The sequence below is a fragment of the Hymenobacter sp. NBH84 genome (genome assembly GCF_014217645.1).
Classification (GTDB): domain Bacteria; phylum Bacteroidota; class Bacteroidia; order Cytophagales; family Hymenobacteraceae; genus Hymenobacter; species Hymenobacter profundi.
Genome location: NZ_CP043644.1, coordinates 3,641,207 through 3,666,395, shown reverse-complemented (window position 1 = coordinate 3,666,395; position 25,189 = coordinate 3,641,207). Strand labels below are relative to the sequence as shown.

Genomic DNA, 25,189 nt, shown 5'->3' with positions numbered 1-25,189 from the left:
AAATACAAACTAGCTCTAGCAACGTGCAAACCAGTTTTACCACCCCCTACCCCCTCCTTAAAAAAGGAGGGGAGCTAGCACTAGTTTTAGCTCTAATAACATGACCACCGAAGAACGCAACCGAATTATTGAGCGGGCCTGCCAGCAGGTAGGGCCGGGCGTGTTCTACTCGTCCATTATTATCGTGGTGTCGTTTCTGCCGGTGTTTTTGCTCACGGGGCAGGAGGGCAAGCTGTTCGCGCCGCTGGCTTGGACCAAGACCTTTATCCTGCTCGTTGATGCCTTTATTGCCATTACGGTAGGGCCGGTGCTGGTGAGCTTCTTGCTGAAAGGCAAGCTGAAGCCGGAGGGTAGCAACCCGGTAGGGCGGACGCTGGAGCGCGTGTACACGCCGGTACTGGCTTGGTGCCTGCGCTGGCGCAAAACCACGCTGGGCATCAACATCGTGGCCCTGCTCATCAGCATTCCGATGCTCCTGAGCCTGGGCACGGAGTTCATGCCGCCGCTCGACGAGGGGAGCATCCTGTTCATGCCCGTGACCCTGCCCGACGTGTCGAACCAGGAGGTGAAGCGCATTTTGCAGGTACAGGACCGCATCATCAAGCAAACGCCGGAGGTGGCGCACGTGCTGGGCAAGGCGGGTAGGGCCAACACGGCCACCGACAACTCGCCGCTGTCGATGATTGAAACCATCATTCTGCTCAAGCCCCGCGACGAGTGGCGCGCTGGCATGACCAAGGCCAAAATCGTAGACGAGCTGAACCAGAAACTCCAGATTCCGGGCGTGGTGAACGGCTGGACGCAGCCCATCATCAACCGCATCAACATGCTCTCTACCGGCATCCGTACCGATGTGGGCGTGAAAGTGTACGGCCAAAACCTGGATTCTATTTACCGGCTTTCCACCCAAATTCGGCAGCACTTGGCTGGTATTGAGGGGGTGAAAGACCTATATGTGGAACCCATCACAGGCGGCAAGTATCTTGACATTAAAGTGAAGCGTGATGAAATAGGGCGCTATGGACTGAGTGTGGACGACGTGAACCTGCTGGTAGAGTCGGCGCTGGGTGGCATGGAGTTGACCACCACCATTGAGGGTAGGCAGCGCTTCAGCGTGAATGCCCGCTTTGCCCAGGACTTCCGCAACAGCCTACCTGCCTTGCAGCGCCTGCAAGTGCAAACGGCCAGCGGCCCCATCCCGCTGTCATCGGTGGCCGATATCCGCATTGCGGAAGGTCCGCCCATGATCAACTCCGAAAACGCCCTGCTACGCGGTACCGTGTTATTCAACGTGCGCGACCGGGACCTGGGGGGCACCGTGGCCGAAGCCCGCCAGCGCCTAGAAACCATGATGGGCAAGCTGCCGAAAGGCTACTTCCTCGATTGGAGCGGGCAGTACGAAAACCAGCTCCGCGCCACCCAAACCCTCAAGCTGATTCTGCCGCTGGTGCTGGCCATCATCTTCGGGGTGCTCTATTTCACGTTCGGCTCGCTGAAGGAAGCCTTTTTTAACCTCGTTACGGTGCCGTTTGCGCTGATTGGCGGCGTGTTCATCGTGTATTTCTACGGCATAAATCTGTCGGTAGCGGTGGCGGTGGGCTTTATCGCGCTATTCGGGTTGGCCGTGGAAACCAGCATCCTGATGGTCATTTACCTCAACGAAGCCATGCAGAAGCTGGTAGCCGAAAAAGGCAACTCCCGCGACACTATCACGCCCGCCGACATCCGCAGGGCCGTGATGGCCGGCGCCGCCCAGCGCCTACGCCCCAAAATCATGACGGTTTCGGTGTCCTTATTCGGGCTGGTGCCGGTGCTGTGGTCCACGGGGGTAGGGTCTGATGTGATGCTGCCCATTGTACTCCCGCTGATTGGCGGCGTGTTCACGTCGTCCATTCACATTCTGCTGGTCACGCCAGTGGTGTTCGAGATGACCAAGGAATACGAATTGCGCAAACATGGCCGCATGGAAATCCCAGTGGCCCGGCATTGATGGAAAGAAGTAAGAACGTCATGCTGAGCGCAGCGGAGCCGAAGCATCTCGCGTGCTGATGGCAGATAGTAATTACCAGGAGCACGCGAGATGCTTCGGCTCCGCTGCGCTGCGCTCAGCATGACCGCCTTTTTTCTGCATTTCAGACGATTGTATATATGAAACGCTTCCTGCTTTTCTTGCTTTTCCTACCTCTCGCCACCCAGGCCCAACTGCCGGAGGTGTTGCCATTGGACACTATCCTGGCCAGGGTAGAGCGCGTGCACCCGCGCCTGCGCCAGTACGACGCCCAAGCTAAAGCCGCCGACGCATACGCCGCCGGCGCGCGGGTGTGGATGGCGCCCAGGGTAGGGGCCGGCCCCTTTATGGTGCCGTATAGTGCCAACCGCCGCGGCGAGGATATGGGTATGCAGTCGGGAGGCTCGGTGATGGTGATGGCCGAGCAAGGCCTACCCAACCGTGCCCGTCAGCGCGCTAACGAAAGCTACCTGCGCAGCCAGGCCAACGTGGACCGCGAAACCCGCGCTTACACGCGCAACCAGCTCCGCGCCGACGTGAAGCAGAACTATTACGACTGGCTGATGCTACAAAAGAAGCTGCACGTGCTGGAAAAAACCGAGCGCCTGATGGAGTTTGCGCTTCGTAGCATCGAGCTGCGGTACAAATACGGCGGCGAAAAACTTAGCGACGCCTACCGCGCCCAGGCCGCGCTTCAGTTGCACCACGTGGAGGAAATGGAGCTGGAAGGTCAACTGAAAGAGCGCCGCGCCAACCTGAACACCCTGCTGGTGCGCGACCCGCAAACCCTGTTCTACATCGACACCACCTACCACCTGCGCGCCCTCGACCGCAGCCTCGACACCACCGAGCTGGCCCAGGCCCGCAGCGACGTGCGCGCCCTGGATCAGTCGCTGGTACGTAACCAGTTGCAGCAGCAGTTGGAGCGCACCGCCGCCCGGCCCGAGTTTGCCGTACAGGCCCAGCACATGCAGGGGCTGGGCAGCATGCCCAACCAGTACACGGTGCTGGGTACCATGTCGGTGCCGTTTGTGCCGTGGGCCTTGCGCCAGTACAAGGCCAATGTGGCGGGCATGCAGCTGGAGGCCCAGGCCCTGCGCGAGCAACGCGCCGATTTGCTAAACCAAGCGGCCGGCAAAGTAGAAGCGCTGAACGCCCGCCGCCGCGCCCAGTACGAGCAGGTACTCTTATATAAGGAGAATGTGCTGCCGGCCGTGCTCAAAAGCTACCGCGCTACCCTGCTCGCCTATGAGCAAAACACCGAAACCTTCTCGGCGGTGCTGCAAGCCTGGGAAACCCTGCGCAACACCCGCCTCGCCGCCGTGGACCAGGAGCAGCAATTGTTGCAGCTACAGGTGGAGTTTGAGCGCGAACAGGAACAGTAGGGGCGCGTCGCACGCGCCCATCGTTGCACGATTTTGATTGAAAAAAATGGTCTATCTAGTTGATTTTCTGATGCGAACGGGTAGGCACGCGCAACGCGTTTCTACCGCCTTGCTCCTGTTGCTACTGGTTGCCGGCTGCTCTACCAAACAGCCCCATGAGCACACCCACGCCACGGCTGAAGAATATTACACCTGCCCCATGCACCCCGAGGTGGTTCAGGACAGCCCCGGCAAGTGCCCGGTATGCGGCATGTTTCTGGTGAAGAAAACCACCGGTCCGGCCGTTGATGCCGATACCAGTGCCCTCCCTACCCCCGCTAGTAGTGCTGCTACCCCCACCGACGTGCAACTGGTGCACCCTACCACCAGCGCAGAAACCACGACCATCACCGCCCCCGGCGTCATCAGCTACGACCCGCGCCAGTTCGAGCGGGTGTCGGCGAGGGTAGGGGGGCGCATCGAGCGGCTGTACGTGCGCTACCGCTTTCAACCCGTGAAAAAAGGGCAGAAGCTCTACGACATCTATAGTCCGGAACTGCTAACGGAGCAACAGAACTTGCTTTTCATCCTGAAAAACAAGCCCGTTGACGAGACACTGCTGACGTCCTCACGGCGCAAATTGGAGCTACTAGGCCTAACAACCGGACAAGTAAGGGCCGTTGAGAAAAGCGGCCGGCCGCAACTGCGCATCAGCGTATATAGTCCAGCTAGTGGCTACGTAACGGAAGTAGGACCAGCGGCTGAAGCTGACGGTGCATTGGAGCAAGCCGGTCCGCTGGGCATCCAAGAGGGCGACTACGTGCAAACCGGCCAGCCCGTGTTGCAACTCATCAATACCACTACGGTGTGGGCGTTGCTGCAAGTGTATGCCGCCGATTTGGCTCGTGTGCAACCGGGCCAGGCCGTGGAAATTACGCTGAATGATGCGCCCCAAGCCGCGTCGCGCCAGGGCAACGTAGCGCTGGTAGAACCACTCATTACCAGCAGCGCACCTACAGCTACGGCCCGTGTCTACCTATCAAACAGCGAGCAACAGCTCAAAATCGGGCAGCTTGTAACGGGCCGGATTCAACCCGCCACGCAAGCTACAGGACTATGGGTGCCCGCCGCGGCCCGTCCTCGACCTGGGTACCCGGCAGGTTGTGTTCCGGCAACAAGGCAATCAGCTACAGCCCGTAGCGGTGGTAACGGGTGCCCGCACCGGCAACCAAGTACAAATCACGCGTGGCCTGACTGCTCAGGACCAAATAGCCGCTAACGCGCAGTACCTAACAGATAGTGAGAGTTTTATCGAACCGGTTCTATAACTGAATTTCTGCAAGACCTTTTCGTCAGAACACTGCGAACCTCTGCGCCTACCTCCGCGAACCTCTGCGAGAAAAACATGAAATACACGCTGCTTCTACTGCTATTCTTCGTGGCCTGCCGTCAAGCCACGCCAGAGGCCGATTCTGCTACAGTGCCCGAAGCTGACCCCACGCCCAACCCAGCGCTGGCCGCCACGGCGGAGTCGTATTACACCTGCTCCATGCACCCGCAAATTCACGAGGACGAGCCCGGCGACTGTCCTATCTGCGGCATGGACCTCATCAAAGTGCAGCACCAGTCGGGCACTACCACGGCGCGCACCATCCGGCTCAGCGCCGAGCAGGTGCGCCTGGGCGGCATCAAGGTGAGAAAGGTAGGCGAGCAGCCAATGGCTACTGCGGCGGCCGGTACCGGCTTGGCACTCACAGGCCGCGTGGTGCCCAACCCCGAAAATACCACCCAGGTAAGCGCCCGCGTGCCCGGCCGCATCGAGCGGCTCTACGTGCGCAACCCCGGCGAAACCGTGCGCGCCGGCGCGCCGCTGTTTGCGCTCTACAGCGAAGAATTGCAGAAAGCGCAGCTGGATTTCCTGCTCGCCACCGCCCAGCAGCGCGAGCTGTCCGGCGCCGATAACATTGACTACGCCCCGCTGGTAGCCGCTGCCCGCAACCGGTTGCAGCTTTGGGGTTTCACGTCGAATCAGCTGCGGCAATTACTTCGGGCTGGCAAGCCGCTAAACCCGGTGCCATACTTCAGTTCAAAAAGTGGCGTAGTGCAGGAAGTAGCCTTGCGTGAGGGCGACTACGTGCAGGAAGGCACGCCCATCTTCTCTCTCGTCGACCTGAGTACAGTATGGGTGGAAGCGCAGCTTTACGCCACCGATGCCGCCGTGCGCGCCGGGCAGCCGGTTACAGTCACGTTTCCGTCGTTGCCGGGTAGGGAGGTGACGGGGCGCGTGAGCTTTGTGAATCCTGAGCTGGCCGATAGCAAAGTAACCTTGGTGCGCGTGGTCCTACCCAACCCGCAACGCGCCTACACGCCAGGCTTGCAAGCCGTGGTGCGCATGGCCCCTACCTCACCCCAAGCCCCAGCGGCGGTAGGCGCACTACGCGTGCCTATGGCTGCCGTGTTGCAGGAGCAAGCCGGTAACAGTCTGTGGGTGCGCCTACCCAACGGCAGCTACGAGAACCGCGAAGTAGAACTTGGTAAGCAGACAGGCAGGCAAGTCGAAATTCTCTCGCACCTGACAGCCGGGGAAGAGGTAGTGGTAGATGGGGCCTACCTACTGCACAGCGAGTATATCTTGCAGAAGGGTGCTTCCCCACTGACAAGGCAGTAAAGACACAAAATAGCGTGTCTAGTCGTTAGCTCCATTGTTGCGCATCTTCCGCTGAACCCTGACAGGGTTAGCTACCGCTGCCGTTCAACAACGAGACAGAAAATGTTGTGTCTCTACCAGCAATAGCGCAACTTTCTGCGTTACACGTTCTGCTGCCGTATCTTTCGCGCCTTCTTATTCCTGCCCTTCACCGCCTATGTCTACCCCAGATCCCGAATACTACCGCCAGAAAATTCAACAGGTTTTTGCCGAAGTGGGCAATGTGGTGGTAGGCCAGCAATACATGGTCAACCGGCTACTGATTGGCTTGTTTACCGGCGGCCATATTCTGCTGGAAGGCGTGCCGGGTTTGGCCAAGACGCTTACCATCAGTACACTATCAAAAGTGCTGCACCTGCACTTTCAGCGCGTGCAGTTCACGCCCGACTTGCTGCCTTCCGACCTCATCGGCACGATGATTTACAATCAGAATCAGTCGGAGTTTGAGGTAAAGAAGGGGCCTATTTTCGCCAACCTAGTGCTGGCCGACGAAGTGAACCGCTCGCCCGCCAAGGTGCAGAGCGCCCTGCTAGAAGCCATGCAGGAAAAGCAGGTGACCATCGGCGAAACCACCTACCCCATCGATCTGCCGTTTCTGGTGCTAGCCACGCAAAACCCAGTGGAACAAGAAGGTACTTACCCGTTGCCCGAGGCCCAGCTCGACCGTTTCATGCTGAAAGTGTACGTCGACTATCTTAAAAAGGCCGACGAGCTGGAGGTGATGCGCCGGATGGCCAACATGAGCTACGTGGAAGCCGTGCAGCCGGTGCTCACTAAAGAGGACATCTTCGCCATTCGGACGCTCATCAATCAGGTGCAGATTTCCGAGACATTGGAGAAGTACATCATCGAACTAGTGTTTGCCACCCGTAAGCCCGCCGAGTACGACCTGGCCGAATATGCCCAATACGTGCATTTTGGGGTGAGTCCGCGGGCCAGCATTGCCCTGCACCGCGCCGCCAAGGCCGTAGCTTTCCTCAACGAGCGCGACTACGTGCTGCCCGAAGACATCAAAGACGTGGCCACCGACGTGCTCAACCACCGCATCCTACTCAACTACGAAGCCGAAGCCGACGGCATTCGCACCCAGGATTTCATCGAAGCCATCCTGCGCAAAGTGCCGATCAGCTAACAGCAGTTCACTTTTTCTAAACCTTCGTACCGCGCTGCGCCAGAAGCCACTTGCGCCAGAGCGCCACGCCATACGCGGCGTCGGCGGGCCCGGGCAGTAGGTGGCGCAGGCCGGTGCCAGTATCGCGCAGAAACTGCCAGAGTAGGTAGAGAGCCGATACCGAATAAGAAAGCGACATCGCCAGTGCCGCTCCCCGAATCCCGTAGCGCGGAATCAGCCAGAAGCAAGCCGCCAGGGTCACCAGCACGCCTAACCCCGCCGCCACGTTGTTGACGCGGTAGCGCTCTAGGCCGCTGAAGTAGGTGCTGCACATAATATTACTAGCCACCGCTAGTATGCCCGGTGTGAGATACCAGAGCACGAGCCGCGCGGCCCCAAACTCGGGACCAAACAGGCGTGTAAGTACCACCGTGGGCAGCGCGCATAGCGCCAGCAAACCCGCGCCGGTTGCTAGCAGCGTGAGCCGTGTTGTGCGAAGGGTAGGGGCCAGTTGCGCCTGCTTATCGGTAGCGTGCACTAGGTCAACGTATTGAATAAGAGCAGTGCTGCGCGGAATCAACCACAACGCCTCGGCCAGCGACACGCCTACGCTTAGAACCCCTAAGGATCGTACGTTGGCATAATGCGCCACAAAGTAGTAAGCTAGGCGGTAGTTGATAAACGTGAGAATGTTGGAGAAATGCGCGCCGCGGCTATGATACGCCAACTCCCGCACCACCTGCCGTAGCGACTGTCCCGTGCGCCAGCGGTCAGGAAGTTGCCACAAAGCTCCAAAGCTGAGCAGTAAGGGTAGGCCATATGCCAGGTAGGCGGCATAGTAATAAGCATCTACTGTGCGTTGCCAGTTACCTACAAAAGCTATCAGCAGGCCACCAGCCAGGAGCAGCACTTGCCCGATAGTCAAGAGATTATATGCGGTTTCGCGCTTGCGCCCGAGCAGTAGAGAGGTGTTTGTTGATAATAGCGCCTGGCATATCGTCACTACTAATAAATGCGTTAAGTAGGCAGATGATACCGGTCGAAACAACCCTACGGCCAGGGTGCCCACGCCGCAAACTGCCACTGCCCAGCCATAAGCCGGTACCAACAGCTTCCAGCTACTATAGCGCGGCGAAAGGTAGATAAGCGAAGAGCCGCCCAACAGCCCAATAAACAACAACACCGCAGCACAGTCCGTCACAAACAAACTCACAGCCCCGCGTCCGGCCGCGCCCAGGTAGCGAGCCGTGAGCCATACCACCCCAAAGCTGAGCAATGCCGTCAGCAGGCGCGTCAGGAAATGGTAGGCGATGCGGCGGATCATGTGGGTAGTATGGCACGGTAAAGTAGTGCAAATTGCTGTCCTACGGCTCCATAGCTGAACTTTTCTTCTGCACGAGCCCGCATCAGGTCAGAGGAGAACTGTGTTGGGTTTTCTAGGGCCGAGAGAAGGGCGTCGGCCAAAGCAGCTTCGTCGCCGGGCGGTACTAGCAGGCCGAAGCGGCCGTCGGCGGGTAGTAGCTCGGGCACCCCGCCTACCCTTGTGGCCACGGCAGGCAACCCACTGGCCTGCGCTTCAATCAGCACACAAGGCAAATTCTCATAGTTGCTGAATAAAACCAGACAGTCGGCCTGCTGCATTTCGTGGGCGACGGCAGCGGAGGGAAGCTTCCCTAAAAACTCTACTGTGCCTTCCAGCAAGCCAAGCTGTTGCGCCGTCTGCAACATGTGCGCTTCATCGGGTCCGTAGCCCGCCACGCGTAAGCTGATATCTGGCTGCTCCTTCAGGCGCGCCAGTACTCGCAGCAAGCCAGTCAGGTTTTTGGCTGCTTCGTTGAAGGCTGCTACATGCAAAAGGCGTCGCCCGGCACGCCTGGGGTAGGGTAGGGACGGACGAAACAGCTGCGTGTCCACCACATTCGGAATCACAACGGTATGCGGATTCGAAATGCCCAACGCCTGCATCGCCTGACGTAGGTTATTGGATACCGTGTGCAGCGTCGCCGCCTGCGCTACTACTTGGCGGGTAAGCCACTTGCGGAGCTTGCCTATGCTTGCTGCCTTAGCCGGCAAGTACAGCGTCCAGTGCTCGGTGATGAGATAGGGAATACCATGTCGCGCCCGTAGCCACCACGCAAACAGACCCGTACGCAACAACACATGCACGTGCACCAGTTGTGGGCGTTGTCCGTTCCAGTGTTGCACAGCTTTTCGGTAGCCCTGCCCCACGCACCAGTAATATAGAATCAGCTTCAATAGCTTATCTATCAAACCCAAGCCTGTTGGCCGGGCGCGGTAGTAGTAGCGCCAGGTAGGGGTAGGGCCTGCCATATCGACTTCGCCGACAACGAGGTGGGGTAGGGGACCACGGGCTACGGCGGCAAACACCACGGCGGTCTGCGCGTGGGGGCAATGGCCGCCACGTGCCGCGCTACAAAATCACCGTCCTGGTCGTCGTAGCGGTGCGGGTACCACTTGGGTAGCATCAGCACGCGAAGTTTGGTCATATGCTGCAAGCTACAGGGTTTTAAACAGCCAAGGCAAGCCCACAGGACCCAGAAAAGACCAGCCCGGCGTAGTTAGAAGCGCCGCAGTACTTTTGCACCGTTTCACTCTAACTGTCTTCCTACCATGCTCCTGTCCATGACCGGCTACGGCATCGCCCACCGCGAAACCGACCGTTACACCGCCACCGTTGAAATTAAGTCGCTCAATTCCAAAACTTTGGACCTGAGCCTGCGCCTACCCCGCTTCCTGCAAGACCGCGAGTTGGAGGTGCGTAACTTGTTGGCTAAGAGTTTAATTCGTGGGAAAGTCAACCTGAATTTCGAAGTGAGCCGTACCGCCGGCGCCCGCGCTGCTACCATCTTCAACCGCGAAGCGCTACTGGCGGCCTATAAGGAGGTGAAAACCATAGCGGAAGAACTAGGCCTGCCTGCCAGCGAGGAAACCCTGTTGGCGGCTCTGCGCCTACCCGGCGTGCTGGCCGGCCCCGATCAACTGGCTGAGCCGGAAGTGGAAATCACTTGGGACGAGCTATTGCCGCTAGTGCACGAGGCGCTGGAGCGCATCAACCAGTTTCGCCGCGACGAAGGCCAGGCCCTGACCACCGAAATTCTGGGCTATATTGACCACATTCGCGTAGCCCTGGCCGACGTAGAGCGCCACGACCCGACGCGCATTACCCAGGTGCGGCAACGCCTGCAAAACCATCTGAGTGAGCTAGCTGCGACGGAAAATTTCAACGCCAGCCGCTTCGAGCAGGAGGTGCTGTACTACATCGAGAAGCTCGACATTGCTGAAGAAAAGGTGCGCCTCATCAACCACCTGCACTACTTCACCGAAACGGTGTATTTGCCCGAACCTACAGGCAAAAAACTCGCCTTCATTTCTCAGGAAATCGGCCGCGAAATCAACACCATTGGCTCGAAAGCCAATGATTCCACCATTCAGCATCTAGTGGTGAGTATGAAGGAGGAGCTAGAAAAAATCAAAGAGCAAATAAATAATATCCTATAAACTATAGGTTCTCTTGCACGGTTTAGATTGATTTTTATAGTACTTTTAAATGATAACAAGTTTATATTTTGATGCGTGTTTACAGTACTTTATTAATGTTGTCTACTATCTGTGTATAATTAACGTAAAGATTTATGTGCTTATGATTGACGTTTTTAGATGAAATTGGCAGGATTTTAGGAGATGAGGTGCAATAGCATAAAAATATTTCTTTTGGACAAAACTTGTCTTTAAGATTATTCGTAGTAAATTGTGCTAATCAAGCAGGAGTCGTTTTTATAACAGACCCATTATTCTTTTGAAATTCATCTTTTTTCAAGTAAACGTTATGAAAAAAGCTTTACTACTTCCGTTTCTCTGCCTGTCTATGCTTTTGATGGCAGCTCGCCCGTTCGCCGAGGTGGAGCTTATTAAGAAGCGCGTACTAAGCGAGCGGGTTGAAATTCTCATTCCCAAAGGCTTCGAGGTGATGAGCGAGCAGCAAATGGATTTCAACTACGGAAGTGCCCAAAGCCGCCCGAGTGTTATCTACACCAACAGCAAGGAAGCCAGCGTTGCCTTCACCTACACCGACAACGCAGCTGATCAGGACATGATCGACATGTACGCTGAAACGTTTTACAAGACATATACCAAGCAGTTCAAGAACGCTAAGTGGTTTTCAAACGGCGTGCGCGAAATCAATGGCCGTAAGATGGGCTACATGGAGCTGATGAAGCCGGAGCTGGGCCACGAGGTATATACGCTGGTGTTCTTCACCGATGTGGAGGGCAAGCTGCTCATGTGCACCTTCACCTGCGCCGACCGCCAAAAGCCCGAGTGGGAAACGGTAGCCAAGCAGATTATGGGTTCCCTGCGTACCAACGGCTAAGACTAAGCACGTCAGCCGAAGAGTGTAAAAACCACTAGCACGTCACCAATCGGTGATATGCTAGTGGTTTTTGTGCGTATCAGCATGACCGTAGCGCGTTTCGGCAGCTGCTTCAAATGATAAATCAATACGCTCTTGGGTTCGCCTGCTTACTTAAAATGAAGCCAGAAACCGAGTAATCAACCTGAACACGCCGGAAAAAGCCGTTAGGGGTAGGGCAGCAGCCTGGTCGTGCACATCGTGGTAGGCAGTAGGGCCGCCACGGGTGTAGAGGAAAAAGGCAGGCACACCGCTTTCGGTGAAATAATAATGGTCAGAATTGGCTGCCTTGCCGCGGGCTGCTACGGAAGGCACAAAATGCTCGGCCTCGTTGAGCTGTTGCAAGCGCTGAAAAGCATCGGGCAAAACACGGCCATTCACCACGGTAATGCCTTCTTCACCAGTACCCAACAAGTCTAGGTTGAGCAAGAACCGGATGCGGGTTAGGGGCACCAACGGGTGCTGCACGAAGTAGCGTGAACCAACTAAACCAGCTTCTTCACCACCAAAGGCAATGAATAATACGGAGTAAGCCGGCCGGTTTTCGGGTCGAGCATAGTAGGTGGCCAACTCCAGCAGCATGGCTGTGCCGCTCGCATTGTCGTTGGCGCCGGGAAAGTAGGCGCGGCGGCCCATTGTGCCCAGGTGGTCGTAGTGCGCCGTAACAACCAAGAACGAATCGGGCTGGGTGGTGCCGGGCAGCATCCCAATCAGGTTTTGGGTTTGGTAGTCGTGTTTCAGTTCTGCATCTACCCGCACAGCTACCTGCGCTGCTAGGTCATCTTGTTTAGCAGCATACTTCTGCCAAACTGATTCCAAAATATCTAGGCGTACTTGGCCAGCCTGCGTGGGAGCCAGTGAGGCCGTGAGCTTAGGTACTAGCGTGAAGCGTAACGCCGCCGAGTCGAGGTGCTGCTGTAGGGGTAGGGGAAGGGTAGCCAAGCGAGGTACGTCGGCGCTACGGATTGCCACGCCGCCCCCGTACCAGGGGCGTTTCAATAGGCGCTGCTGGGCCGCGGCATCTGTGAAAACCAGCGTATCGAGGCGAATAACGGGTGCCGCTGAAAACGGTCCGCCTATTTTGCCTGACCCTGATTCGGGAGCGGCAATAAACTCCTTGCCCGGCTGCAACTGGCGGGAGCGGCCCAGCATCGGAAACCGCAGCATGCCGAAACGAAGCTCCAGTTGCAGCTTCCCCGGAAAGGTATTTACATCCAGCGGAAACGACTGGGTATAGTCAGGTGCTAAGGGCTGCAAACCCAGCTGCTGGAACCGCTGCTGCAGATAGGCAGCGGCGCGCCGGTCGCCGCCTCGGACGTAACCGCGGCCGTGCATCTGGGGCGCGGCGAGGGTAGCAATGGTTTGGCGCGCGCGGGCCATGTCCTGCGCCAGTGCTCCAAAGGGTAGGAACCCTACCCCCAGCAGCAGCCAACGGCGCCCGGTAGCCATTAGGCCTGCCACCAGCGCCGCAGTAGCCAAGCCGCGCCCAAGCCCGCCACGGTACCCAGTGTGTCGCTAATGAGGTCGGACCATTCGCCGTGGCGGCCTAGGTTCATAGTCATTTGGAGCACCTCAATCAGCGCTCCAAATACAGTACAGCCAATACCCACCCACCACATTGCTTGCCTATGCAGTGTAGGGAAACGGCGCTGCCGCCGGGCCGAGATATAGCTGGTGAAAGACAGTACCGCGAAAACGCCTGCATGGGCAGCCGTGTCAAACGACAGCAACTCCCAGTGCGGCGTGTCGGGCATTTCTTGGGCTGGTGTGAGGGTCAGCACCAACACCAACGCCGCCCACGCGGCCGGCACGCCAGCAAAGGCGCGCGGCGACGCGGACGGCGTTATGCTTGTAGAAGCCGTCAACTTAAGCGCCTACGATTTCGCCATAGGACTCAGCCGTCAGCAGCTCGTCCAGTTCAGCGGCATTGCCTACCGACATTTTGATCATCCAGCCATCGCCATAGGGGTCGGAGTTCACCAACTCGGGGCTACCGTCGAGGGCGGGGTTGATTTCCAGCACGGTGCCGGTGAGGGGGCTAAATAGGTCCGAAACCGTCTTCACGGCCTCTACCGTCCCGAATACATCGTTTTGGGCTACGTCCTTGTCCAAGGTATCAATGTCCACATACACGATGTCGCCCAGCTCTTTCTGCGCGTGGTCGGTGATGCCTACATACGCTACGTCGCCTTCAACGCGCACCCATTCGTGCTCTTTGGTATACTTCAGTTCAGCGGGGAGATTCATGCAAAGCCAGGTTAAAATGAACAGCCCTCAAAAGTACGGGAAAAGGCGAAGAGTGAAATGGTGAAAGGGGGAGTTTGTGAAGTTGTGAAATAGTGAGTTTTGAAATGGTGAATGAAAAAGCGTCTGTCATCCTGAGCGCAGCGAAGGACCTTATGCCCGGAGAACGAGTCGTTGGTACGTCTGTCGTTCCCACGTGAGAAGGTCCTTCGCTACGCTCAGGATGACAGACGCTTTTTCATTCACCATTTCACAAAATCACCTCTTTACTGCGACAAGCTGTAGCGAAGCTGAATGCCGCCCTCGGTAGCTGCGTTGCGGAAGGAGTTCTGCACGCGCGGGGCCGTAACGGTGCGCGTGAAGTAGAATTGCAGGTTCAGGCGCTGGTTGAGGGTGTAGTCGATGGTAGGGCGTAGCAGCACCTGGCGGGTACCGCTAGTGACCAGGCTAAAGGGCGTGCCCACATCCGACCCGTCTACCACATCCTCGATAGTGCGCTGGATGATGGTATTGTCCCGAATAGACATATCCAGGCGGGCGTTGAGTTGGTTGCGCAGCACTTTTTGCTCGCCCCCAATGCGGAAAGGCAGTTTCAGGCGGTCCGTTACGTAGCCAAAGCCTATCACCATCTCGGTGGTGTGCAGCTCCGTTACCTGGGCGTTGATGGTGTTCAAGCCCACGTTGCGCGTTACGCGGTACTCCAGGTTGCCGGATACTTTTTGCAGGGTCTGGAAATTGATACCGATCAGCGGGGCCAGCTGCTCCGAAATCGTCACCTGTCCTAAGATATAGTAGGGAACAAACAGGTTGTTATTGTTGGTGACGGTCGAAAAATCATTGTCGTCAGGTGCAGCCTTATACAGAGTAGAGGTAGTATAGCTATTGATGCTGTACACCGAAGTATAGGCGTGCTTGAGCGTAACAGAGCGGAAGTAGCGCTGCACGAAGGGCAGTTGTGCCAGGCCGTTGTACTGAATAGTCCAGTTGGGCAGCGGAACGTTGAACTGCTTGGTAGGATTGAATCCCTTCGCCTCGTAACCATCCGACGACTTACCGCGGTAGGCATCCAGGAAAGCGGGTAGCAGCACGTCCTGCGAGTTGTAGCTGTACACGCCGGGGGCAGTATTGGCAGCAGTCAGACGGTCGTACACGAACGCCCGGTTCTGCACGAAGCGGTTGAAGGCCTTGGAAATCGTGCCCTCAGCAGATCGGTCACCAAATAGCGTTTGGATGGAGATGAACGAGGTGCTGAATGACCCCGACCCCAACGGGTTACTTGCTGTAGCTACAGCGCCTGGCACGGGCAGCAACGTTTCTTCATCAATAGCCCGACGGTAGAAGACCTCCCGGTTGCGGACGCGCTGCTGGCGGGCATCCAACTGAATGTTGAAGTCGCGGAAGGGTTGCAGGGAGGTGCGCAGTGTCAGATTATCGGTGAGCAGGGAGCTGAGCGGCGTATTCAGCAGGTCGCTGCGCTCGGTGTACCACCCGTTGCTGGCGGCGCGCTGGTACAGCATATCCAGTTCTGTAAACTTACTGTACTGCTTGCCCAGGATGAACGGAATACCCGGCGCATCAAACGAGTTGTTCATTCCAAAAAACTGCGTGCTGGGCAGGTAGCCCGGCAGCAGCGTACCGTTGCTGCGGGTGTAGGTGAAGTCCAGGGAGCGGGCCGTCATCAAGGAACGCAGTACCGCTTTCAGCGCCCGGAACTCGGGGGCTTTGCGGGTGGTATCGGCGGGGGCACCGGCCACACCAGGGGCACCGGGTGGGGTAGGCTTGGGTTTAATGATGCGGCCCTTTTCGTCGCGCTGCACGGGCGGTGGCGGTGGGGCGTTGTTGATGATGTTGAGGAAGCGCACCTTGTTGTAGAGCTTCACCAAATCAATCTTGCCCGTACCGCTCAGCTCGCCGTTGTTCTGAATGGTGTTGCCGAGGGTAGTGCTGTCGGAGGTCAGCGGAGCATAGGGGTCGCGCAGCACGCGCAGGGCCGTGGAAGCCGCTTGCCAAGTGTAGTTGGCCGAGTAGCGCGCATTGATAGATACCCAGTCGGTGAGCGGGAATTTATCCAGCGGCACGCGCCACGTTACGGCTACTAGTTGGGTGAAGTTGGTGGTGCGGCCCCCGCGCAAAAGGTTGTCGCGAATCAGGTCGCGGTTCTGCTGGGCCTGATCGGAGCCACCCACGGCTCGGCCTACCCCTTCATCCACGATAGCGCGGTTGTTGGCCGTGTAATCTAGGATCAAGGATTTGGTCAGGTCCCACTTCAGGTCGTAGATGCGGTTGAAGTAGAAGCTTTTCTGGAAAATACCTGCGCCCGTTGAAACAGGAAGGGTACCAGGCTCCAGCACACGCTGCAAAAACCGCTCGTTGTAGCGCCGGTCCAGGTCAGCCCGGAACGAGAAGCGCGAGGGTAGGGGCGTGAAGTTCACCTCTTGCAAAAACTTCAGGTAGGGCGAGTCCAGCGCCTTTAATCCTGCTAGCGGCGTGTAGTTCTTGGGCGTGGTTTGGTACACGTAGGCCAGCGCCCCCGTGAAGGTACGAGTGTAGTCTTTGTCGGTATTGATGTCGGTGTGCGTGCGCTCGGTAATGGCATAGCTCACCGCAAAGTTCTCAATATCATAGGGGCGCACCGGCTTCTGCGGGTCGGTGCGCTCCTTATGCGCGTTTAGAACACTGATGCTGCGCTGGCTGGTTTGCGAAACGACTTCCTTCTCGTACTCGCGGCGCAGTTCTCTATCAGAGCCAAATTTTTGCAGCGACTGGCTGAGCTTGGTATCAGGATCCAGCGGGTCGTACTCGGGCTTGCTGACCTCGGAGCCCGCCTGCACCAACACAGGCAGCCGTAGGCCCAGCTTCTCGGGCAGGAACCTGTCGGCCGCGATGGTGGCATTCACGTCACCGCGCATAATGTCGCTGGTCGTGCGCTGCTGGAGCTTATCCTGCAAGCCACCGAAGCCCGAGGTAACATAGCTGCCCGTAGCCGTCACGTTGGCCACGTCGGCTAGCTGAGTGTTAAAGCGGGCTGTGGCGGCCCAGGCACTCTTACGGTCGAACTCAAACACCCGGAACTCATCGGCCCACACCGTCACCGACTTGCTCACGCCGTTGTCCAGGGGGTTGAAAACGCCAATCATGGCACCCTGCACCTGTGAGAAGTCGGGGTTGCCTACTACCGTGATGGTAGCCCCAGTGGGCAAGTTTTCAGTATAAGTAAAGGGAGTAAAATAAAACTCTGACCCCAGATTATTCTGAACGGCAACGGCATTACGGGCCGCTTTGGCATTGATAAAATCCTGGAACGCCACCTGAATCTGGTTGGCATCAGGCCAGATTTCGGAGGTAGTGGAGGCGCCGGGGCGGGTGAGTTGCAGGGGCAGCGAGTACTCGTAGTAGTTCTGGGTATAGTCGGTGCCGATGCGGATAAAGGCGCGTACGTCGCCATCGTTCACGTTGGCTTCCTGCGTTTCGGCGTGCAGGAACATCCGCAGTTGCTTGTACCGCAACAGGCTGATCTGGATGTTTTTGTAGGCAGCCTTGCCGTAGCCGTCGCGTAGGCCGTCCACTGTCAGGCGTAGGCTTTGCTCGTTTTGCCGGCGGTTCACGGTGCTGGAACCATACTCTTGGTCGCGCTGAATGCCGGGCGGCAGTACGTACGGAATGGCACCCGACGTATTGGCCGAGGCGCCGTTTTCCTCCAAGCTCACCGTTGAAATAGCAAAGCCCTCAGCATCGGTATCGTTGTTGAGTACGGGCTGGCCGGGGGTAGCAATGGTGCTCAGGAAGCGGCGCCACTGGTTGGCCACAAACTGCGGCTGCACCAGGCGTAGCACCACCGGCTGCTGCCACTGCGTGAGGTAGAGGCGCACAAACCGGATGGATTTGAAACCAAACGGCTGCCCATTAGGCGTGCCGCGCACAGCCGAATACTGCCGCACCGGCACCCGGAACTGGTACCACGACACCGACTCGCCATTGGAACCGGCAATGGAGCGCGTCACCTTGTCCACAATGTAGTTTTGGCCCACCACCATGTTGTTGGGGCGGATTTGCAGGCGGTACTCGTAGTAGCGCTCCAAATCCGTCACCACGTTGTCGCGGTTCAGGTCTTCCTTGTCGGGGTAGGCAGTGGAGCTTTGGTTGGTATCGGAGGTAGAATTGCCCTCCATCCCGTTGTACTGCTTGTAGCGGCCCAAGATGTGGTTGCCGGCCGGGTTGCCATCGTACTGGCCCGAGAGGTGGTGCAGGAAGTCGTCGCCGGCTGGGTCGTCTAGGCCCGAGAACGGACCGGGTACCCCCAGCGCTTTTTCGGCGGTATTGTTTACCCCGTCCAGCCCCACATCCTGCAGCGCCCGCGCGCCATTGGCCGCCGAGAAGGCATCGGTCAAAAACTGCTGGGTGGTAGCCCGGCCCCACACAGTATTCTGCGTTAGATTGGGTGCATTATTAACGCCGTCGGGTAGGCCGTTCTCAAACTCGTTGATGTTGTTATTGCGCAGCACATCTTCCGACACCGAGCCCAGATTGATATAAAAATCACCGCCAGGGTTGGCAGAGGCTACCGTCTCGTTCACCCCATCGCGGATGACGTTATTGCCGTTGTTGCTCTGAATGAATGGGTCCATCATCCAGAACTCGATATACTCTACGTTGGCATTGTCGAAGTCCGTATCGAAGGTGATTTCGCGGCTGATGGCGCCATAGTTGCCCTGGGCTAGGCCGAGGGGTAGGGAACGGCCATCGGGGCCTACCTGCGGGTTGTAGTTATACTGCCCGCGCTCTGTTGGGAAGTAGGCCAGGTCCAGGGGCAGCTCAAAGCCGTTGCCGGTAGCACCCACATCGCGGGCCGGGAAAATCTCGGTGCGCGGAATGCCCCGCACGTAGTGGTTGCGCAGCTCCTGCGCCCCAATGCTAGAAGGTTTGCTGGGGCCGTTGGAGTAATAGGTCTGGTCTACGGTGTACCAGGCCAGCTTGGCGCGGCGGTAGGCAAAGGGCAGTCCTTGCGCTTGCGAGCCCTGGATGGGTAGGGGCGTCGTGCCCAGGCGCCACACCGTGGCCGAGTTTAGGCCGGCCAGCGTGTAGGGCGTGCGCGCATTCTCAAAGTCATCAAGATAGGACACGCCGTTTTCGCCGCGGCCCAGCTCCGTTTTGCCCGGCAGTAGTTGGGCAAACTCCCCACTAAAGGCCACCGACGAAGGCGCCTTGGTGCTGAGGCCCGGTAGCATATCCAGGTACTTGGTGAGGGCCCGCGACTCGCGGCGCATGTTCACGTCGAAGCCGTAGATGGTGTTGTTGTTGGGCTCGTCGCCGATGGCTACGCGGTTGATGCCGGGGGCCTGGTTTTCAATCAGCTTCAGCATGGTAGCGCCAAAGTTGATGTCGGGGCTGAGGCGGTAGTCGAGACGAGTGCCAATAAGGCGGCGCGGCTGCACCTGCACCACTGCGTTTTTCTCGAAGGTAATGCGCAGCTCGTTGGCCGAATTGAGGTAGCTTGGGTTCAGGATTTTCACCTGCGCCTGATCGTAGAACACCTGGTAGTCGACGCCTTCCTGCAACAAGGTGCTACCCGCGTACACCCGCACCGAACCCTGCGCAATGCCAAAGCCAGGTAGGCTAATCACATCGGTAGATGTGGCCTGGTAGCGCCCGCGTAGGAAAAACTTGTCCTTGTCCTGCACCTGTTGGGCATCGCTCTGCACTTGATTATACAGGGCCGAGTACACGTACTTGTCGATCAGTCCCTGCTCAGTACCGGCCACAAACTGGTTCTGCAAGTAATTGCCAAACGGCTCTACCTCCGGGAAATAGATGCGCCCCAGGGTAGGGTCGATGGTGATACCCGAGATAAAGTCGAAGTTGCCGTCGGCGTTTCGGTCGTTGTTGGGATTCAGGTTGTCGAGGTTCAGCACCTGAATAAGCGGCACGTTCTGCACGTTCTGCCCTTCCTTCAGCGAAATCAAATCCACACCCGTCACATCGTCCTTGTACACCACTTGCAGCTGGAAGTTCTCGCGGTTGAGCTGCGTAGCATTCAGCGAGTACACGTTCTTCATCAGCAAATCCCAGGTAGGGAGGTTGCGCGTGAGCAGGTTGGGGTTCTGCGGATTCACGTTGGGGTCGGCCAGGCCCACGCCGGGGTTGGTGGCCTTCAGCATCTTCAGGAAAATCACCTGATCGGCATTCACGCTGGCGTAGTCGTCCACCAGCTCGCCTACCTTGTATACCTGGCCGTTGTAGAGGTATTCGTAGCTCACGCCCAGCACCTGCTCGGGTAGCAGCTGCGTGTTCAGCGAAAGGTAGCCCAGCTGGGCGTTGAAGGTGTACTCGGTGGGCGCCAGCTTGCGGGCACGAACCCGCTCGAAGTCAGTCGCTTTCACCAGCCCCAACGCGTTCAAAGAGTTGTCTACGGTGAGGTTGCCACGGTCCCGGCGTACCTGCTCATATTCGGTATTCTGCCCGTTGCCGGGGGGCGTATTCGTCGTGCGGTTGCCTTGCAGGAACTGCGGGCGGTATACCCGGAACGGTTCGGCCAGGTCCATCAGCGTCACCACGTTGCGCAGGTCGGTGGCGGTGCGGTTGTCGTTGGTCACATACACCTCCAGGCGGCGGATTTCGATGCCGCTCTGCACGGTGGGCAGGTTGCGCAGGGCCGCGTTGTACCGGTCGCGGAAAAACTGCGACAGGAAGAAGTGCCGGTTGTTTTCGTACTGACTGGCCTTGATTTCAAAGTTGCGGCTCTGCCCGCCGTTCTGCACCGTCACGGCGTCTTGCTGGCCGCGCAGGGTACTGGCTACGGCCGTTACGCCCAGGCGCCCGAATTGCAGCTGGGCTTTCACCCCAAACAGGTTCTGGCCGCCTGTAATTAAGGAGTTGTTCAGGGGTAGGCTCACGTTGCCCAGCTCCACCTTCCGAATAATCTCCGTTTCGTAGCCCGTATAGTCGAGCTTCATGTTGTTCTCGAACTCGAAGGCGGCCTTCGTGTCGTAGTTGAACGTTACCCGCATCTTCTCCCCGATCTGGCCGGTGAGGTTCAGGTTCATGTTCTGCTCGTAGTTGAAGTCGCCGGTGCGCTGCTGGCGGAGCGTGAGGGTAGGGTTTTCGTTGCGGTTGAAGCGCGCGCCCATGCGCAGCGTCACGGCGCCCTGGGGCCGGATGTCCACGTAGCTACCCCCGAAGATGCGGTCGGCCATTGGGCCGAGGTAGATTTTCGGAATCAGGCGCTGGGCCGTAGCGGGCGTGTTGGCGCCGCCAGTTACACCGCCAGCGGCCTTTTCGCGGTAATAATCGCGCACAGCCTGCTGTTGCCGAAACCGCGAATACTCCTCAAACGTCATCCGACTCGGATTCCGATAGTCGATATCCGAACCTATTTTCTCGTTTAAGTCGTAGTAGTCTAAACTGTCGCTCGCCACTACCTCGGGTTTCACGTTGGCGGGCTGGTCGAGCAGCAGGGGCGAACGGCGCCGGGTAGGCGACGTAATACCCTGCCGGTCTGCGGGCGCCACTTTGGGGCGCGAGCTGGGCCGGTAGCGGCTGGTATCGGGCAGCACCACGCGCGGGGTATCGGGCAGCAGCTGCGCCACCACGGGTAGGTGTGTCAGGAGCTGGTGCAACCGAGTAGCGTTGGTACTCAACGGCTTCGCCTGCGACCACCAGGTCACCAGCAACGCACACAGAACCAGCGAGGAGGAGAGGTGTTTCTTATCGAAGCTCAAGGAAGTGAAACGGCCGCACGGCCGGGAAGAACGCTAATGGGTCTTAAGAGCAAACTTAATCAATTCCTCTATGCTCAGCTCGTTGCCGTGCTTGTGCTGGATAGTATCCAACGCCTTTTCTGCCGCCGTCCGCGCAAAGCCCAGAGTCACCAAAGCCGCTAACGCTTCGGAGCGGTTGGTATTGTGTGCCTTGGCCAGCGGCACGGTATCCACGCCGGCTTTGGCCAACAACTCATCCTTCCGCAACCGGTCTTTCAGCTCCAGCACCACCCGCTGGGCAGTTTTCGGGCCAACTCCCTTGATACTCTGGATGGAACGCACGTCCTCGCTCACAATGGCGTGCCGAATTTCGCCCACGCTCATGCTGCTCACCATCACAATGCCCGTGCCCGGCCCAATGCCCGACACCGAAATTAAGTGCATAAATAGCGCCTTTTCGTTGGGGTCCAGAAAGCCGTAGAGTGTGTTGGCGTCTTCCTTGATGTGCTGATAAGTATACAATTTTGCCTTTTCGTTCTCGGTGGGCAGCTTGGAGTAAGTAGCCAGCGAAATCTTCACTTCGTAGCCAATGCCGTGCACGTCGAGAATGGCGAGGGTAGGGTCTTTATAGGCAAGCGTGCCGTCGATATAGGCAATCATAGCAGAGGGTAGGATGAGCTAGAAACAGAAAGTGCTTCTCTGTGAGTGGAAAGCTACGGATAAACACGTTTGGACACGTAATCTATCCCCGGCGAAAGGAAATGAGGGCCCTGGGTTGTGCCGAGTGCATTCTTTAATTCTCGCTTACTTCCGCGTGCCAGATGGCCCAGGTTTCTTGTTTGGTGAGGTAAAAAGTAGCTACTACGCCCTGCACTGGCATTCGGAGTAAAATAGCCGCCTGCTTGTCGTCAATGGAAAAAGCTTCTATGGATAACAACGGCTCAGTAGGGGGCACATTCAACCACCGCACCGGGTAGCGCCCTGGCAGCTCGAAATTGTCGATTGGGATAAACCGGCGGTTGTAGACTACAGGATTCGAAAATCGAACGGAAATGAAGCCTTGCTGCTCAGCATGAGGCCGCGCGAAATTCCAGAGCTGCGGATTGGTCACTACCGCGCCGATAATGGCCCGTACATCGGCCTGCGGATCGGCGAGAGCTTGCCGGCAGCTGTTCAGGCATAGCAGCAATAAGCAGCAAACAGCGAAACCTCTTATAAAAGGCACCGGCTTATCAATTTTTATCAAGCTATCGAAAAATTAATAAGCCGGTGCCTGTGCTGCTACCTATAGCTGCTGCCTACCCTTCGCCAGCTGCTGTGCATCGGCCACGGCTATGGCCGTGATGTTCACAATCTCGCGCACCGAGGCGCCCAATTGCAGAATGTGCACCGGTTTGCGCATACCCATCAGCACCGGCCCAATTACCTCGGCGCCGCCCAGCTCCTGCATTACCTTATAAGCAATGTTGCCGGCTAGTACCGTCGGGAAGATCAGTGTGTTGGCTCCCCCATACTTAGCCAGTTCCGAGAACGGGTACTGCTCCTGCAACAACTGCGGATTCAGGGCAGTATTGGCCTGCATCTCACCATCCAGGATCAGGTCGGGGTAGCGCTGCTTGGCCAACTCTGTTGCCCGGCGCGACTTATCGGGAATGGGGCCAGGGTTGGAGCCGAAGTTGGAGTAGCTGAGCACCGCAATGTGGGGCTCGTTGTCGAAGAAGCGCACCGTGCGCGCCGCTAGGCCAATGATGTCTACCATTTCTTCGGCCGTGGGGTCGATGTTCACGGTGGTATCGGCGAAGAAGAACGGCCCGCGCTTGTGCTGGATGATGTACATACCAGCCACGCGCTTCACGCTCTCATCCACCCCAATCACGCGCAACGCAGGTTGAATCGACTTGCTGTAGTCCTTAGTCAAACCCGTAATAAACGCGTCGGCTTGGCCGGTTTCCAGCATCATCGAGCCGTAGTAGTTCCGTTCGCGCATCAGGCGCTGCGACTCGTAGAGCGTGATGCCCTTGCGCTGGCGCTTCTGAAACAACAGCTGCGCAAACTCCTCGCGGGTCGCCTTTTCCTGGATGTTGTCGATGATTTCGCAGCCGGCAAGGTCCAGGTTGTTGGCGCGGGCAATTTCTTCCAGCTTCTGGCGGTTGCCCAGCAAAACGGGCTTGGCAATGCCCTCATCCACCAGCGTTTGGGCGGCTTTGAGGATTTTGTAGTTGTCGCCCTCGGCAAACACCACCCGCTTGGGGTTGGATTTGGCCGCCGACGTCACGCGGTTCAGTAGCTTCTGGCTCACGCCTAAGCGGCCGCGCAGCTCGTCTTCGTAGACAAACCAATCCGTAATCTGGCGGCGGGCCACGCCGCTTTCCATGGCGGCTTTTGCTACGGCCGGCGATACAGTGGTAATCAGGCGTGGATCTAGTGGCTTGGGAATCAGGTAGGTGCGTCCGAAGGCCAACGTGTTGTCGCCGTAGGCTTTGTTCACGAGGTCGGGCACTACGTCCTTCGCCAGGTCGGCCAGGGCGCGTACGGCAGCCAGCTTCATGGCTTCGTTGATTTCCGTGGCCCGCACGTCCAGCGCCCCCCGGAAAATGTAGGGGAAGCCCAATACGTTGTTCACCTGGTTGGGATGGTCGGAGCGGCCCGTGGCCATAATGATGTCCGGCCGAGTAGCCATGGCCAAGTCGTAGTCGATTTCCGGGTTCGGATTAGCCAGGGCAAACACAATGGGATTGTCGGCCATTGTCAGCAGCAGCTCAGCCGGCAGCACGTTGGCCGCCGATAGGCCCAGGAACACATCGGCGCCGCGCATGGCCTCGGCCAGCGTCGTGACGGGCCGCTGGGTAGCAAAGCGCATCTGCATATCAGCCAGATCGGTGCGCTGGGGATTGATAACGCCGTCTTTGTCGAACACTACCACGTTCTCCAACTTCACACCCAACTCCAAGTACAGCCGTAGGCATGACACAGCGGCCGCGCCGGCGCCGCTCACCACCAGTTGTACTTCGTCGATTTTCTTTCCTACCAACTCCAACGCATTCAGCAGGGCGGCCGAGGTGATGATGGCCGTACCGTGCTGGTCGTCGTGCATCAGCGGGATGTTCATCTGCTCACGCAGGGCCATTTCGATGCGGAAGCATTCGGGCGCCTTAATGTCCTCTAGGTTGATGCCGCCGAAGGTAGGCTCCAGGGCCTTCACAATGCGAATGAATTCGTCGGGGTCCGTGGCATCAATCTCAATATCGAAGCAATCAATACCCGCGAACTTTTTGAACAACACGCCCTTACCCTCCATCACTGGCTTGCTGGCCTCAGGGCCAATGTTGCCCAGGCCCAGCACCGCCGTGCCGTTGCTGATAACGGCCACCAGATTGCCCTTCGCGGTGTATTTATACACATCATCGGGGTTGGCGGCAATGGCCAAACACGGTTCGGCTACCCCCGGCGAGTAGGCCAGCGCCAAGTCAGACTGCGTACTAACGGGCTTGGTGGGCACTACCTCAATCTTACCGGCAGGCTCCTGGGAGTGGTAGTTGAGGGCGTCTTGTTTGTTGATTTTCAGCATGAGGTAAGAAAGGTGGGTGGCAAAAGTCGTGGGTGCGACTGAGGGGCAAAGGTAAGCTAGTGGC

At 57.9% G+C, this 25,189-nt stretch carries 17 protein-coding genes; 7 read left to right on the top strand and 10 right to left on the bottom strand.

Going from position 1 to position 25,189, the window contains the following annotated elements; all coding sequences use genetic code 11:
• Positions 1-100: 100 nt before the first annotated feature.
• From F1C16_RS15370 to F1C16_RS15350, 5 genes are all read left to right on the top strand, one after another.
• On the top strand, positions 101-1,990 hold the full coding sequence (locus F1C16_RS15370; protein ID WP_185281506.1) for an efflux RND transporter permease subunit: 1,890 nt from the start codon (positions 101-103) through the stop codon (positions 1,988-1,990).
• A 158-nt stretch (positions 1,991-2,148) separates the two neighbouring features.
• Positions 2,149-3,393 (top strand): TolC family protein, encoded by a 1,245-nt coding sequence (locus F1C16_RS15365; protein ID WP_185281505.1) that lies wholly within the window; start codon positions 2,149-2,151, stop codon positions 3,391-3,393.
• Between the two features lie 46 nt (positions 3,394-3,439).
• On the top strand, positions 3,440-4,651 hold the full coding sequence (locus tag F1C16_RS15360; protein ID WP_185281504.1) for an efflux RND transporter periplasmic adaptor subunit: 1,212 nt from the start codon (positions 3,440-3,442) through the stop codon (positions 4,649-4,651).
• Between the two features lie 126 nt (positions 4,652-4,777).
• Complete coding sequence (locus F1C16_RS15355; protein WP_185281503.1) at positions 4,778-6,040, top strand: efflux RND transporter periplasmic adaptor subunit; 1,263 nt, start codon at positions 4,778-4,780, stop codon at positions 6,038-6,040.
• A gap of 196 nt (positions 6,041-6,236) precedes the next feature.
• Positions 6,237-7,211 (top strand): MoxR family ATPase, encoded by a 975-nt coding sequence (locus tag F1C16_RS15350; protein ID WP_185281502.1) that lies wholly within the window; start codon positions 6,237-6,239, stop codon positions 7,209-7,211.
• A 16-nt stretch (positions 7,212-7,227) separates the two neighbouring features.
• Here F1C16_RS15350 and F1C16_RS15345 read toward each other — a convergent pair whose 3' ends face one another.
• From F1C16_RS15345 to F1C16_RS23070, 3 genes are read right to left on the bottom strand one after another with little or no spacing between them, the layout of a single operon-like run.
• On the bottom strand, positions 7,228-8,514 hold the full coding sequence (locus F1C16_RS15345) for a lipopolysaccharide biosynthesis protein (protein ID WP_185281501.1): 1,287 nt from the start codon (positions 8,512-8,514) through the stop codon (positions 7,228-7,230).
• The gene (locus F1C16_RS15340) at positions 8,511-9,578 is read right to left on the bottom strand and encodes a glycosyltransferase (protein ID WP_185281500.1); all 1,068 of its coding nucleotides are present in this window, start codon (positions 9,576-9,578) and stop codon (positions 8,511-8,513) included. The genes F1C16_RS15345 and F1C16_RS15340 overlap by 4 nt, the downstream gene beginning before the upstream one ends.
• The gene (locus tag F1C16_RS23070; protein WP_258048930.1) at positions 9,563-9,697 is read right to left on the bottom strand and encodes a hypothetical protein; all 135 of its coding nucleotides are present in this window, start codon (positions 9,695-9,697) and stop codon (positions 9,563-9,565) included. The genes F1C16_RS15340 and F1C16_RS23070 overlap by 16 nt, the downstream gene beginning before the upstream one ends.
• 124 nt (positions 9,698-9,821) lie before the next feature.
• On the opposite strand from F1C16_RS23070, the gene F1C16_RS15335 reads away from it, so the two are divergent.
• Both F1C16_RS15335 and F1C16_RS15330 read left to right on the top strand, forming a co-directional pair.
• Positions 9,822-10,709: a YicC/YloC family endoribonuclease gene (locus tag F1C16_RS15335; protein WP_185281499.1), complete on the top strand. Its 888-nt coding sequence runs from the start codon at positions 9,822-9,824 to the stop codon at positions 10,707-10,709.
• 376 nt (positions 10,710-11,085) lie between these two features.
• The gene (locus F1C16_RS15330) at positions 11,086-11,580 is read left to right on the top strand and encodes a hypothetical protein (protein ID WP_185281498.1); all 495 of its coding nucleotides are present in this window, start codon (positions 11,086-11,088) and stop codon (positions 11,578-11,580) included.
• A 153-nt stretch (positions 11,581-11,733) separates the two neighbouring features.
• On the opposite strand, the gene F1C16_RS15325 is transcribed toward F1C16_RS15330, so the two are convergent.
• The 7 genes from F1C16_RS15325 to F1C16_RS15295 all read right to left on the bottom strand — a co-directional run bounded on the left by F1C16_RS15325 (position 11,734) and on the right by F1C16_RS15295 (position 25,125).
• Entirely contained in the window at positions 11,734-13,080 is a 1,347-nt protein-coding gene (locus tag F1C16_RS15325) for a M28 family metallopeptidase (RefSeq protein ID WP_185281497.1), read from the bottom strand.
• Entirely contained in the window at positions 13,068-13,484 is a 417-nt protein-coding gene (locus F1C16_RS15320) for a VanZ family protein (RefSeq protein WP_185281496.1), read from the bottom strand. Before F1C16_RS15320 ends, F1C16_RS15325 begins: the two co-directional genes overlap by 13 nt.
• Before the next feature lies 1 nt (position 13,485).
• Complete coding sequence (gene gcvH, locus F1C16_RS15315) at positions 13,486-13,866, bottom strand: glycine cleavage system protein GcvH (RefSeq protein WP_185281495.1); 381 nt, start codon at positions 13,864-13,866, stop codon at positions 13,486-13,488.
• A gap of 263 nt (positions 13,867-14,129) precedes the next feature.
• The gene (gene sprA, locus F1C16_RS15310; protein WP_258048929.1) at positions 14,130-21,578 is read right to left on the bottom strand and encodes a cell surface protein SprA; all 7,449 of its coding nucleotides are present in this window, start codon (positions 21,576-21,578) and stop codon (positions 14,130-14,132) included.
• A 33-nt stretch (positions 21,579-21,611) separates the two neighbouring features.
• Positions 21,612-22,217 (bottom strand): Holliday junction branch migration protein RuvA, encoded by a 606-nt coding sequence (gene ruvA / locus F1C16_RS15305; RefSeq protein WP_185281494.1) that lies wholly within the window; start codon positions 22,215-22,217, stop codon positions 21,612-21,614.
• 133 nt (positions 22,218-22,350) lie between these two features.
• Positions 22,351-22,746 carry a hypothetical protein gene (locus F1C16_RS15300; RefSeq protein WP_185281493.1) on the bottom strand — a complete coding sequence of 132 codons (396 nt, stop codon included), beginning with the start codon at positions 22,744-22,746 and terminating at the stop codon, positions 22,351-22,353.
• A gap of 96 nt (positions 22,747-22,842) precedes the next feature.
• Complete coding sequence (locus F1C16_RS15295; RefSeq protein ID WP_185281492.1) at positions 22,843-25,125, bottom strand: NADP-dependent malic enzyme; 2,283 nt, start codon at positions 25,123-25,125, stop codon at positions 22,843-22,845.
• Between the last annotated feature and the right edge of the window lie 64 nt (positions 25,126-25,189).